This is a genomic window from Streptomyces sp. NPDC002911, from assembly GCF_053591835.1.
In genome coordinates, this window is record NZ_JBSFUO010000015.1 from 163,258 (window position 1) to 175,590 (window position 12,333).

At 68.2% G+C, this 12,333-nt stretch carries 11 protein-coding genes; 9 read left to right on the plus strand and 2 right to left on the minus strand.

Annotated elements, in window-relative coordinates:
• The first annotated feature begins 123 nt into the window (after nt 1-123).
• From eccD to ACWD04_RS23115, 6 genes are all read left to right on the plus strand, one after another.
• The gene (gene eccD, locus ACWD04_RS23090) at nt 124-1,626 is read left to right on the plus strand and encodes a type VII secretion integral membrane protein EccD (protein WP_451134791.1); all 1,503 of its coding nucleotides are present in this window, start codon (nt 124-126) and stop codon (nt 1,624-1,626) included.
• A 176-nt stretch (nt 1,627-1,802) separates the two neighbouring features.
• Nucleotides 1,803-2,093 carry a 30S ribosomal protein S15 gene (gene rpsO / locus ACWD04_RS23095; RefSeq protein WP_003965855.1) on the plus strand — a complete coding sequence of 97 codons (291 nt, stop codon included), beginning with the start codon at nt 1,803-1,805 and terminating at the stop codon, nt 2,091-2,093.
• Nucleotides 2,094-2,363: 270 nt separating this feature from the next.
• Complete coding sequence (locus tag ACWD04_RS23100; protein WP_451134793.1) at nt 2,364-4,577, plus strand: polyribonucleotide nucleotidyltransferase; 2,214 nt, start codon at nt 2,364-2,366, stop codon at nt 4,575-4,577.
• Nucleotides 4,574-5,953 (plus strand): M16 family metallopeptidase, encoded by a 1,380-nt coding sequence (locus ACWD04_RS23105; protein ID WP_451134763.1) that lies wholly within the window; start codon nt 4,574-4,576, stop codon nt 5,951-5,953. The genes ACWD04_RS23100 and ACWD04_RS23105 overlap by 4 nt, the downstream gene beginning before the upstream one ends.
• Before the next feature lie 22 nt (nt 5,954-5,975).
• Nucleotides 5,976-6,728 (plus strand): 4-hydroxy-tetrahydrodipicolinate reductase, encoded by a 753-nt coding sequence (gene dapB, locus ACWD04_RS23110; protein ID WP_451134765.1) that lies wholly within the window; start codon nt 5,976-5,978, stop codon nt 6,726-6,728.
• Between the two features lie 14 nt (nt 6,729-6,742).
• Complete coding sequence (locus ACWD04_RS23115) at nt 6,743-7,195, plus strand: hypothetical protein (protein ID WP_451134767.1); 453 nt, start codon at nt 6,743-6,745, stop codon at nt 7,193-7,195.
• A gap of 67 nt (nt 7,196-7,262) precedes the next feature.
• Here ACWD04_RS23115 and ACWD04_RS23120 read toward each other — a convergent pair whose 3' ends face one another.
• Complete coding sequence (locus tag ACWD04_RS23120; protein WP_451134769.1) at nt 7,263-7,814, minus strand: hypothetical protein; 552 nt, start codon at nt 7,812-7,814, stop codon at nt 7,263-7,265.
• Nucleotides 7,815-7,907: 93 nt separating this feature from the next.
• Nucleotides 7,908-8,147, minus strand: coding sequence for a hypothetical protein (locus tag ACWD04_RS23125; protein ID WP_451134771.1), 240 nt, complete (start codon nt 8,145-8,147; stop codon nt 7,908-7,910).
• A gap of 175 nt (nt 8,148-8,322) precedes the next feature.
• Between ACWD04_RS23125 and thyX the strand changes: the two genes are divergently transcribed.
• The 3 genes from thyX (at nt 8,323) to ACWD04_RS23140 (ending at nt 11,927) form a co-directional block, all read left to right on the plus strand.
• Nucleotides 8,323-9,060 (plus strand): FAD-dependent thymidylate synthase, encoded by a 738-nt coding sequence (thyX, locus tag ACWD04_RS23130; RefSeq protein WP_451134773.1) that lies wholly within the window; start codon nt 8,323-8,325, stop codon nt 9,058-9,060.
• 151 nt (nt 9,061-9,211) lie between these two features.
• A complete protein-coding gene (gene dapA, locus ACWD04_RS23135; RefSeq protein WP_451134775.1) occupies nt 9,212-10,111 on the plus strand; it encodes a 4-hydroxy-tetrahydrodipicolinate synthase in 900 nt (299 codons plus the stop codon).
• Between the two features lie 130 nt (nt 10,112-10,241).
• Nucleotides 10,242-11,927 carry a ribonuclease J gene (locus ACWD04_RS23140; RefSeq protein ID WP_451134776.1) on the plus strand — a complete coding sequence of 562 codons (1,686 nt, stop codon included), beginning with the start codon at nt 10,242-10,244 and terminating at the stop codon, nt 11,925-11,927.
• Nucleotides 11,928-12,333 lie beyond the last annotated feature (406 nt).

Consider the following 12,333-nt stretch of genomic DNA (forward strand, 5'->3'; position numbering starts at 1 on the left):
CGTGTACGCATCCGCTAACTACCGCAAAAAAATGGGTCATTCGGGACGCAGTCGTAGCCCGTGATCCAGGGGTGCGTATGACAGGAGGTCCAGGAGAATCATGAGGGGGAGCAGCGCGTGACTATGACGGCCCAAACGGCGGCTACCGGATCCGGGCGGCCGGGTCCCGGAGTTCCGGCCGGCAACGGAACCGGCTTCTGCCGGGTCACAGTCGTCGCGCCCGACAGCCGCGTCGACGTGGCGCTGCCCGAGGACATCCCCGTCGCCGACCTCTACCCGGAGATCCTCCGGCTGTCGGGGCAGAGCCCCGCGCAGGGCGCCCCGGTCGGATATCACCTGGTGCGCCGTGACGGCACCGTCCTCGACAGCGGGCGCACGCTGGCCGGCCAGCGCATCCTCGACGGTGAGCTGCTGTCCCTGCGGCCCTTCTCGGAGTCGCTGCCCCCCGCCGTCTTCGACGACGTCTCCGACGCCGTCGCCACGGCCGTCGCCCGGGACCGCACCCTCTGGGGCGACGCTCTCATGCGCTCGGCCGGGCTCTTCGGCGGCTCCGTCCTGCTGGCCCTGCTCGGCTTCGTGCTGTGGACCTCCGACGTCCACCACGACATGCACGGCCTGCCGGGCATCCTGGCCGCCGTCGCCGCCCTGCTCCTTCTCGCGCTGGCCTGCGTACGCGCGCGTGTCTACGCGGACCGCGGTTCGTCCATCGCCCTGGGGATCGGTGCACTCACCAACGCCGCCGTCGCCGGAGCCGGGCTCCTCCCGCTCAGTGCGGGCCAGGGCATCGGCAGGCTCCAGTTCCTGCTCGCCTGCGCCGCTGTGCTGGTGGCGTCGGTGATCCTCATGATCGCCGCCCCGAAAGGTGACGGGACGTTCGTCGCCTTCGTGTTCGCCTCCGTCATCGGCGTACTGGTGACCTTCGTCGCGATCATGACCGGCATGGAGCCGGCCGAGACCGCGGCCGTGTGCGCACCCCTCTCGGTGGGGCTCCTCGCCTTCCTGCCAGGGCTCTCCACCCGCTTCGCACGTCTCCCGATCGGCTTCGAGCCGCCCCGTACCACCGTCGGTGACTACGGGACGTCCGACCCGGCACCGCAGGGCCCGGTCGACGCCGAGCGCATCACCGCCCAGGCCCGGCGCGGCCACGAACTGCTCGTCGGCCTCGTCGGCGGATGCGCGCTCGTCGCCGTGGGAGCAGCGGCGGTGCTCGGCTTCACGGACAGCGTCTGGGGTCAGCTGCTGGCACTCGCCACCGGGGCCGCGATGCTGATGCGTGCCCACCTCTTCCGCTACACGGCCCAGGTCGGCTGCGCCCTGGGTGCGGGCCTCGCCGCGCTCGTGCTCCTCGGCCTCGGACTGTCGCTCAACCCGCCGGTCGCCCTCATACGCGAGGCGCTCGGCGGGGACACCGCAGGCCTGGACATCCGTACGATCTGGCTGACCGCCGCGGTCGCCGGGGTCGCCGCGCTGATCACCGCCATCGGGCTGATCGTGCCGCGCAAGGGAGTCACCCCCTTCTGGGGACGTTTCCTGGAGATCGCCGAGGCCTGCGTGCTCCTGACGCTGCTGCCGCTGTGTCTCGCCGTTTTCGACGTCTATCACTCGATCCGGGCACTCACCAGCTGACACCCGTCGGGGGCGCTCCGAACGGCTGGTACTCTGACCTGTGGCCGTTTGTGTACGCGTCCCCGGATCATCCTGGGGGCTGCGCTCATCGGACCTTCGCCTCCGAGTCACGGAAGCTCCCCTGAGATCAAGACCAGGGGCACTCGTGGGCGCATCGAACACCAAGAGGAGTACGCGTGCCGCTCGACGCCGCTACGAAGAAGCAGATCATGTCCGAGTTCGCCCAGAAGGAGGGTGACACCGGATCCCCCGAGGTCCAGGTCGCCATGCTCTCCCGCCGGATCTCGGACCTGACGGAGCACCTCAAGACGCACAAGCACGACCACCACTCCCGTCGTGGTCTGCTGATCCTGGTCGGCCAGCGTCGCCGCCTCCTTCAGTACCTGGCCAAGAAGGACATCCAGCGCTTCCGTGCGCTCGTCGACCGCCTCGGCATCCGCCGCGGTGCGGCCGGCGGCGCCAAGTAAGGACGCTGTGAGAGGGAGCGGCACCCGGTTCCAGGGGGCCGCTCCCTTTGCTGTACGTGCGTGACCGGGGTCAGGCTCAGTAACCTGGACGCACGACAACAGAACGAGGAGAGGCGCCCCACGGCCGCCGCCGGTCCTCGGTAGTGGCCCCCGGGACAACGCCCGGGAGCTTCGATCGAAGACCGGCCCGCACACACGGTGCGCTTCTCCGCACCGTCCTCCGTCACACGGGCGGCAGGACGAAAGACGACGAGTATGGAGAAATCACTAGTGGAGAACGAGACCCACTACGCCGAAGCCGTGATCGACAACGGTACTTTCGGCACCCGCACCATCCGCTTCGAGACGGGCCGTCTGGCCAAGCAGGCCGCCGGCTCCGCCGTCGCGTACCTGGACGACGACACCATGGTGCTGTCGGCCACGACCGCTTCCAAGCGGCCCAAGGACCAGCTCGACTTCTTCCCCCTCACGGTGGACGTCGAGGAGCGGCAGTACGCGGCCGGCAAGATCCCCGGCTCCTTCTTCCGCCGTGAGGGCCGGCCCTCCGAGGACGCGATCCTCACCTGCCGCCTGATCGACCGCCCGCTGCGCCCCTCCTTCAAGAAGGGCCTGCGCAACGAGATCCAGATCGTCGAGACGATCATGGCGCTCAACCCCGACCACCTGTACGACGTGGTCGCGATCAACGCCGCCTCCGCTTCCACGATCCTGGCGGGCCTGCCCTTCTCCGGCCCCATCGGCGCCACCCGTGTCGCCCTGATCAAGGGCCAGTGGGTCGCCTTCCCGACGCACACCGAGCTCGAGGACGCCGTCTTCGACATGGTCGTCGCCGGTCGCGTCCTGGAGGACGGCGACGTCGCGATCATGATGGTCGAGGCCGAGGCCACCGAGAAGACCATCCAGCTCGTCAAGGACGGCGCCGAGGCCCCGACCGAAGAGGTCGTCGCCGCCGGTCTCGAGGCCGCGAAGCCCTTCATCAAGGCGCTCTGCAAGGCCCAGTCCGACCTCGCCGCCAAGGCTGCCAAGCCCACCGGCGAGTTCCCGGTCTTCCTCGACTACCAGGACGACGTCCTGGAGGCGCTCACCGGCGCCGTCAGCACCGAGCTCGCCAAGGCGCTCACCATCGCCGGCAAGCAGGCGCGCGAGACGGAGCTGGACCGCATCAAGGAGATCGCGGGCGAGAAGCTCCTCCCGGCCTTCGAGGGCCGCGAGAAGGAGATCTCCGGTGCCTACCGCGCGCTGACCAAGAAGCTGGTCCGCGAGCGCGTCATCAAGGACAAGGTCCGCATCGACGGCCGCGGCGTCACGGACATCCGTACGCTGGCCGCCGAGGTCGAGGCCATCCCGCGTGTGCACGGTTCGGCGCTGTTCGAGCGTGGCGAGACCCAGATCCTGGGCGTCACCACCCTCAACATGCTCCGCATGGAGCAGCAGCTGGACACCCTCTCCCCGGTGACCCGCAAGCGCTACATGCACAACTACAACTTCCCGCCGTACTCCGTCGGTGAGACCGGCCGCGTGGGCTCGCCCAAGCGCCGCGAGATCGGCCACGGTGCGCTCGCCGAGCGCGCCATCGTGCCGGTGCTGCCGTCGCGCGAGGAGTTCCCCTACGCGATCCGCCAGGTCTCCGAGGCGCTGGGCTCCAACGGCTCGACGTCCATGGGCTCGGTCTGCGCCTCCACCATGTCGCTGCTGAACGCCGGTGTGCCCCTCAAGGCCGCTGTCGCCGGTATCGCCATGGGCCTGATCTCGCAGGAGATCGACGGCAAGACCCACTACGTCGCCCTCACCGACATCCTCGGTGCCGAGGACGCCTTCGGCGACATGGACTTCAAGGTCGCCGGTACGAAGCAGTTCGTGACCGCGCTCCAGCTCGACACCAAGCTCGACGGCATCCCCGCCTCGGTCCTGGCCGCCGCGCTGAAGCAGGCCCGTGACGCGCGTCTGCACATCCTGGACGTCATGAACGAGGCCATCGACGTCCCGGACGAGATGTCCCCGAACGCCCCCCGGATCATCACCGTCAAGATCCCGGTGGACAAGATCGGTGAGGTCATCGGCCCCAAGGGCAAGATGATCAACCAGATCCAGGAGGACACCGGCGCGGACATCACGATCGAGGACGACGGCACCATCTACATCGGTGCCCAGCAGGGCTCGCAGGCCGAGGCCGCCCGCGCCACGATCAACGCCATCGCCAACCCGACCATGCCGGAGGTCGGCGAGCGTTACCTGGGTACGGTCGTCAAGACCACCACCTTCGGTGCGTTCGTCTCCCTGATGCCCGGCAAGGACGGTCTGCTGCACATCTCGCAGATCCGCAAGCTCGCCGGTGGCAAGCGCGTGGAGAACGTCGAGGACGTGCTCGGCGTCGGCGCCAAGGTCCAGGTCGAGATCGCGGAGATCGACTCCCGCGGCAAGCTCTCCCTCATCCCCGTCATCGAGGGTGAAGAGGACGAGAAGAAGGACGACACCGACAAGTGACGTCCCGTAGTTCCGTGACGACGGCCCGCACCTCCTCGGAGGCGCGGGCCGTCGCCCGTACCCAAACGCTTCTCAAGGGCAGCAACGGCGTCGGCACCGTCCGCCGCACCGTCCTTCCGGGCGGTCTCCGGGTCGTCACCGAGACGCTGCCCTCCGTACGCTCCGCCACCTTCGGGATCTGGGCCAACGTCGGATCACGCGACGAGACACCCACCCTGAACGGCGCGACGCACTACCTCGAACACCTCCTCTTCAAGGGCACGGCCAAGCGCAGCGCCCTCGACATCTCGTCCGCGATCGACGCGGTCGGCGGCGAGATGAACGCCTTCACGGCGAAGGAGTACACCTGCTACTACGCGCGGGTGCTGGACACCGATCTGCCACTGGCCATCGACGTCGTCTGCGACATGCTGACCGGCTCGCTGATCGCCCCTGAGGACGTCGACGCCGAGCGCGGCGTCATCCTCGAGGAGATCGCGATGACGGAGGACGATCCGGGTGACTGTGTGCACGACCTGTTCGCGCACACCATGCTCGGCGACACCCCGCTGGGCCGCCCGGTCCTCGGCACGGTCGACACGATCAACGCGCTGAACCGCGCCCAGATCGCCCGCTTCTACAAGAAGCACTACGACCCCACGCACCTGGTCGTCGCCGCCGCCGGCAACGTCGACCACGCCACGGTCGTACGGCAGGTCCGCAGAGCGTTCGAGCGCGCCGGTGCCCTGAGCCGCACCGACGCCGTACCCACGGCACCGCGCGAGGGCTCCCGCACCCTGCGTGCCACGGGCCGCGTCGAACTGCTGAACCGCAAGACCGAGCAGGCCCACGTCGTCCTCGGTATGCCCGGCCTGGCCAGGACGGATGAGCGCCGCTGGGCACTCGGCGTCCTGAACACCGCCCTCGGCGGCGGCATGAGCTCCCGCCTCTTCCAGGAGGTACGGGAGAAGCGTGGGCTCGCCTACAGCGTGTACTCGTACACCTCGGGCTTCGCCGACTGCGGGCTCTTCGGTGTGTACGCGGGCTGCCGGCCCAGCCAGGTGCACGACGTCCTCAAGATCTGCCGCGACGAGCTCGACCGTGTGGCGAGCGAGGGCATCGGCGACGAGGAGATCGGCCGCGCCGTAGGCCAGCTCGCCGGTTCCACCGTCCTCGGCCTGGAGGACACGGGCGCGCTCATGAACCGCATCGGCAAGAGCGAGCTCTGCTGGGGCGAACAGATGTCCGTCGATGACATGCTGGCCAAGATCGCGGCGGTCACCCCCGACGAGGTCCGGGCCGTGGCGGCCGACGTCCTCGGACAGCGGCCCTCGCTCTCGGTCATCGGCCCGCTGAAGGACAAGCAGGCGGACCGCCTCCAGGAAGCGGTCTCCTAACCACCCCGTAAGGAAAGAGCACATGAGCAAGCTGCGCGTGGCCGTTCTCGGCGCCAAGGGACGCATCGGTTCCGAGGCGGTACGAGCCGTGGAGGCCGCCGACGACATGGAGCTGGTGGCTGCGCTCGGCCGCGGCGACACGCTGGAGACCCTCACGGAGACCGGTGCCCAGGCGGTCGTCGAGCTGACCACACCCGCGTCGGTGATGGACAACCTCGACTTCTGCGTACGGCACGGGATCCATGCGGTCGTCGGCACCACGGGCTGGACCGACGAACGGCTCGCGCAGCTGAACACCTGGCTCTCCGGTTCGCCGGAGACCGGTGTGCTCATCGCGCCGAACTTCTCCATCGGCGCGGTCCTCACGATGAAGTTCGCGGAACAGGCCGCCCGCTACTTCGAGTCCGTCGAGGTCATCGAGCTCCACCACCCCGCCAAGGTGGATGCACCCTCCGGTACGGCCACCCGCACCGCCCAGCTCATCGCCGCGGCCCGCGGAAGGGCCGGAGCGGCGCCGCAGCCCGACGCCACCACGACGGCGCTGCACGGTGCGCGCGGCGCGGACGTCGACGGAATCCCGGTCCACTCGGTCCGGCTCCGCGGTCTTCTCGCCCACCAGGAGGTCCTGCTCGGCAGTGAGGGCGAGACCCTCACCATCCGCCACGACTCGCTGCACCACAGCAGCTTCATGCCGGGCATCCTGCTCGGCACCCGCCGCGTGGTGACCACTCCCGGCCTCACCTTCGGCCTGGAACACTTCCTCGACCTGAACTGACTGGGCCCAACCCCATGCGCGCAAAGCTCACCTACGTCGTCACCGCTGCCGTCCTGGTCTTCTACTTCGTCCTGGCCGGCAGCCGGGGCGTTCTGCTCATCCGGCACGGCACGCTGCTCACGGTCACCTTCGGCGTAGCGGTGCTGATCCTGCCGGTGATCGGGATCTGGTTCCTGTGGAAGAACACGCAGTTCGTCCGCCGGGCCAACGCCCTGGCCGCCGAACTGGACGCCGAGGGCGGCCTCCCCGTCGACGAGTTGCTGCGCACCCCGTCCGGGCGCATCGACCGCGACTCCGCCGACGCCGTGTTCGCACGGCGCCGTGAGGAGACCGAGGACAGTCCGGACGACTGGCGCTGCTGGTTCCGGCTGGCGGTCGCCTACCAGGACGCGAGGGACACCCCACGCGCCCGTAAGGCGATGCAGCGTGCCATCGCCCTGCGCACGAACGAGCCGGTACGCGCCTGAGCGGCGCCGTACCGGCTCGTGAGGTGTCTCTGCGGCCCGGAACACCCAGCGGGGGGCCGCGGCACCGTCAGTCCGTGCGGTACTCGTCGCTCCAGGCCTCGACCGAGTCCGTAGCGCGCTCGAACGCCTCGCCACGGGCAAGGAAGTCCCCGTTGCGGTCGGTGACCAGCGGCGCCAACGGGTCGCCGCTCTTGCGCACCACGATCAGGGCCTGTCCCTGCACCGTGCGCGGGAGACCGAGCCATTTCACCGGTTGCTGTACGGTGCGCACCGCTGCGGTGTCCTCCCACCGCACGGTGGTCGTACGGAAGAAGCCCACACGGCGTACGCCGTGCCGGCTCACCCAGGCACCGACCCGCAGCAGCCGCAGTGCGCAGGCGATCACCACGGCGGCGAGTGCGAAAATCGCGGTGGCACCGGACAGCGACCCGGTGAACGTGATGATCATCGCGGCAAGCAGCACGAAGGAAGCCAGAAGCAGCAGGGTGGCTGCCGCCGCGACCCGCCACGGACCGAGGCGGTACGGCCGCCGCCAGCTGTCGTGGTCGTCGAACGGCAGCGCGATGTCCTCTGCGTCCGCGTCGAATGCGCGGTCGGCCGTCAGGAAGGGCAGGGGCACGACTGATCCTCACTCACAAGCACGCTCGATTGCTGTGCCCGGTGAGGCTACCGAGCAGCCCACCGGCCGACCACCCCAGGGGGCCCGTACGGGTCAGCGGTGCTGCGAAGCCTCGGATGTCTGGCTGTGGGACGGTGTCCGGTCGGTGTCGAGAGCGGGCAGGCCGAGGAGCAGTGAGCCGGCGAAGCCGGCGACCAGCGTCAGACCTACGAGGCCATGGGCGGCCAGCTGCGAGCGACTGGCGCGTCGGCGGGGAGGCGGAGTGACATTACTGCGGAATCGGTCGGCCTCGGCGACGAACGAGAACGGGACGGATTCACGCCGGCGGAACATGAGGAAGCTCTCCTTGAACTCTGTGACGGGTGCTGCTAATGAGTCAGACGTACGAAAGGCCCGATCGGTGCCCCGAATCGCCGAACCCGTGCGAATTTTCCCACTGACGGATGCCGTCCCCGGGGCCCGTAGAGTGGACGCCGCCCGAGCGACGCCATTGGAAGGACCCCCGCCGGTGACCGACACCCCTGAGCCCACGAAGGCCCACTTCCGCAGCGATGTCACCGTTGACCTGGTGAAGTCAGCGGCCAGCGACTCCGACGTGCTGTTCGCAGCCCGTGTGTCCACGGCCGGGGAGCAGTCCCTGGAAGAGGTCACCAAGGATCCCGAGCGCTCCAAGGGGCTCATCAACTACCTGATGCGGGACCGGCACGGCAGTCCGTTCGAGCACAACTCGATGACCTTCTTCATCAGTGCCCCGATCTTCGTGTTCCGCGAGTTCATGCGGCACCGCGTGGGCTGGTCGTACAACGAGGAATCGGGTCGTTACAGGGAGCTCGAGCCGGTCTTCTACGTCCCGGGGGAGTCCCGCAAACTCATCCAGCAGGGCCGCCCCGGCAAGTACGAATTCGTCGAGGGGACCCCGGAGCAGCATGAGCTCACGAGCCGCGCCATGGAGGCCTCGTACCGCCAGGCGTACGACGCCTACCAGGAGATGCTTGCCGCCGGAGTCGCCCGGGAGGTCGCCCGCGCCGTGCTCCCCGTCGGCCTGTTCTCCACGATGTACGCCACCTGCAACGCCCGCTCGCTCATGCACTTCCTCGGCCTGCGCACGCAGCACGAGCTGGCCAAGGTGCCGTCCTTCCCGCAGCGCGAGATCGAAATGGTCGGCGAGCAGATGGAACAGCACTGGCAGAACCTGATGCCGCTCACTAGTGCCGCATTCAATAAAAACGGGCGGGTAGCCCCGTAGGCGGTGTCCGTATTGCGACGTTTCATGAAGTTCATCTAGGCTGATCAAACGGACCCGGCACTGCTTGAACCCCCGAGCAGGCAGTGCCGGGTTCCTCTTCCTCGTCCCCCGAGGGAGCGCGGCGCGCCGAGCAACGAGTAGCGTGTTACCCATGGCTCCGATCTCCACTCCGCAGACCCCCTTCGGGAGGGTCCTCACCGCTATGGTCACGCCCTTTACGGCGGACGGCGCACTCGACCTCGACGGCGCCCAGCGGCTCGCCGTCCATCTGGTGGACGCAGGCAATGACGGCCTGGTCATCAACGGCACCACGGGCGAGTCCCCGACCACCAGCGACGCGGAGAAAGACCAGCTCGTAAGGGCTGTGGTGGAAGCCGTAGGAGACCGGGCCCACGTCATCGCGGGTGTCGGCACCAATGACACCCGGCACAGCATCGAGCTGGCCCGCTCCGCGGAGCGCACCGGCGCCCACGGCCTGCTGGCCGTCACGCCGTACTACAACAAGCCGCCGCAGGAGGGCCTCCTCCGGCACTTCAACGCCATCGCGGACTCCACCGGACTGCCGGTGATGCTGTACGACATTCCCGGCCGCAGCGGTGTGCCGATCGACACAGAGACGCTCGTGCGACTCGCCGAGCATCCCAGGATCGTCGCCAACAAGGACGCCAAGGGAGACCTGGGCCGCTCCAGCTGGGCCATCGCTCAGTCCGGCCTCGCCTGGTACTCCGGCGACGACATGCTCAACCTCCCGCTCCTCTCGGTCGGCGCCGTCGGTTCCGTCTCCGTCGTCGGCCATGTCGTCACTCCGGAGCTGCGCGCGCTCATCGAGGCGTTCCTCGGCGGCGATGTGCAGAAGGCCACGGAGATCCATCAGAAGCTGCTCCCGGTCTTCACCGGGATGTTCCGCACCCAGGGCGTGATCACCACCAAGGCCGCGCTCACCCTGCAGGGCCTGCCCGCCGGTCCGCTGCGCCTCCCTCTGGTGGAACTCACCGCACAGGAGACGGCCCAGCTCAAGATCGATCTGGCCGCCGGTGGGGTACAGCTCTGACCACGGACTTCACAACTGAATACGCGGGGACACTCGCGGCGGAAACACCACCTGACAACAGCAAGTGCACGATCGACATACGCGCCACGTGCCCTCAGCGGTACGTGGCGCGCGTGGTAAGGAGAGTCTTTTGAGTCATCCGCATCCTGAACTCGGTACCCCGCCGAAGCTCCCCAAGGGCGGCCTGCGGGTCACCCCGCTGGGCGGCCTTGGCGAAATCGGCCGCAACATGACGGTCTTCGAGTACGGCGGCCGTCTGCTCATCGTCGACTGCGGTGTGCTCTTCCCCGAGGAGGAGCAGCCCGGCATCGACCTGATCCTGCCGGACTTCACCACCATCCGGGACCGCCTGGACGACATCGAGGGCATCGTCCTCACACACGGCCACGAGGACCACATCGGTGGCGTGCCGTATCTGCTCCGGCTGAAGCCGGACATCCCGCTGATCGGCTCCAAGCTGACCCTCGCGCTCATCGAGGCCAAGCTCCAGGAGCACCGGATCCGCCCCTACACCCTTGAGGTGGTCGAGGGGCAGCGCGAGCGCATCGGCGTGTTCGACTGCGAGTTCATCGCGGTCAACCACTCCATCCCGGACGCTCTCGCCGTCGCCATCCGCACTCCAGCGGGCCTGGCCGTCGCGACCGGTGACTTCAAGATGGACCAGCTCCCGCTGGACGGCCGTCTCACCGACCTGCACGCCTTCGCCCGGCTGAGCGAGGAGGGCATCGACCTGCTGCTCTCCGACTCGACGAACGCCGAGGTTCCCGGCTTCGTCCCGCCGGAGAAGGACATCTCCAACGTCCTGCGTACGGTCTTCGCCAACGCCCAGAAGCGCATCATCGTGGCGAGTTTCGCCAGCCACGTCCACCGCATCCAGCAGATCCTGGACGCCGCCCACGAGTACGGCCGCCGGGTCGCTTTCGTCGGACGGTCCATGGTCCGCAACATGGGGATCGCCCGTGACCTGGGTTATCTGAAGGTGCCCGCCGGCCTGGTCGTCGACGTCAAGACCCTCGACGACCTGCCCGACGACGAGGTCGTGCTGGTCTGCACGGGTTCCCAGGGCGAGCCGATGGCCGCGCTCTCCCGCATGGCCAACCGCGACCATCAGATCCGGATCGTCCCGGGCGACACCGTGATCCTGGCGTCGTCCCTGATCCCCGGTAACGAGAACGCCGTCTACCGCGTGATCAACGGCCTGACCCGCTGGGGTGCGAACGTCGTCCACAAGGGCAATGCCAAGGTTCACGTCTCGGGCCACGCCTCGGCCGGCGAGCTGCTGTACTTCTACAACATCTGCAAGCCGAAGAACCTCATGCCGGTGCACGGCGAATGGCGCCATCTCAGGGCCAACGCCGAACTCGGTGCGCTGACCGGCGTGCCGAAGGACCACATCGTCATCGCCGAGGACGGCGTGGTCGTCGACCTCGTCGACGGCAAGGCGAAGATCGTCGGCAAGGTCCAGGCCGGCTACGTGTACGTGGACGGCCTCTCGGTCGGCGACGTCACCGAGACGTCCCTGAAGGACCGGCGCATCCTCGGCGACGAGGGGATCATCTCGGTCTTCATCGTGGTCGACAGCTCGTCCGGCAAGATCGTGGGCGGTCCGCACATCCAGGCCCGGGGCTCAGGCATCGATGACGGTGCCTTCACCGCGGTGGTGCCCAAGGTCGAGGACGCCCTCAACAAGTCGGCCCAGGACGGGGTGATGGAGCCGCACCAGCTCCAGCAGCTGGTCCGGCGCACGGTGGGCAAGTGGGTGTCGGACACCTACCGCCGGCGTCCCATGATCCTTCCGGTCGTCGTCGAGGTCTGACCCCGACGGCCGCCGTCAGGCCGCCAACCCGGAGCGGGGCGCCACGATTTGCATCGCGGCGCCCCGCTCCAGTAGGTTTGCCACTCCGCCTGAACGGGAAGTGCCTTGCGCATCTGTGCGCCGGGAGTCCCCGAGGAGGCGGGAGATTCGACTCAGAACTTCTGATAAAGTCGGACCAGCCGAAAGGCAAAGGCCACTCCAAAGGCCGCCGGAATCAAATTCGGACCGGAAACGGAACGAAAAGAGTCTGGTAAAGTTGGGACCGCCGGAAAGGAAAACGCGAAAGCGAAGAACTGGAAAGCGAAACGGCGGGAACCCGCTTCGGCCGGGAATCGGACACGAAAGAGTCTGATAGAGTCGGAAACGCAAGAACGAAGGGAAGCGCCCGGAGGGCCCCGGTGAAACG

Coding starts and splice junctions, on each gene's coding strand:
- eccD (WP_451134791.1), top strand. CDS start 124: ATGACGGCCCAAACGGCGGCTACCGGATCCGGGCGGCCGGGTCCCGGA.
- dapB (WP_451134765.1), top strand. CDS start 5,976: ATGAGCAAGCTGCGCGTGGCCGTTCTCGGCGCCAAGGGACGCATCGGT.
- ACWD04_RS23115 (WP_451134767.1), top strand. CDS start 6,743: ATGCGCGCAAAGCTCACCTACGTCGTCACCGCTGCCGTCCTGGTCTTC.
- ACWD04_RS23125 (WP_451134771.1), bottom strand. CDS start 8,147: ATGTTCCGCCGGCGTGAATCCGTCCCGTTCTCGTTCGTCGCCGAGGCC.
- dapA (WP_451134775.1), top strand. CDS start 9,212: ATGGCTCCGATCTCCACTCCGCAGACCCCCTTCGGGAGGGTCCTCACC.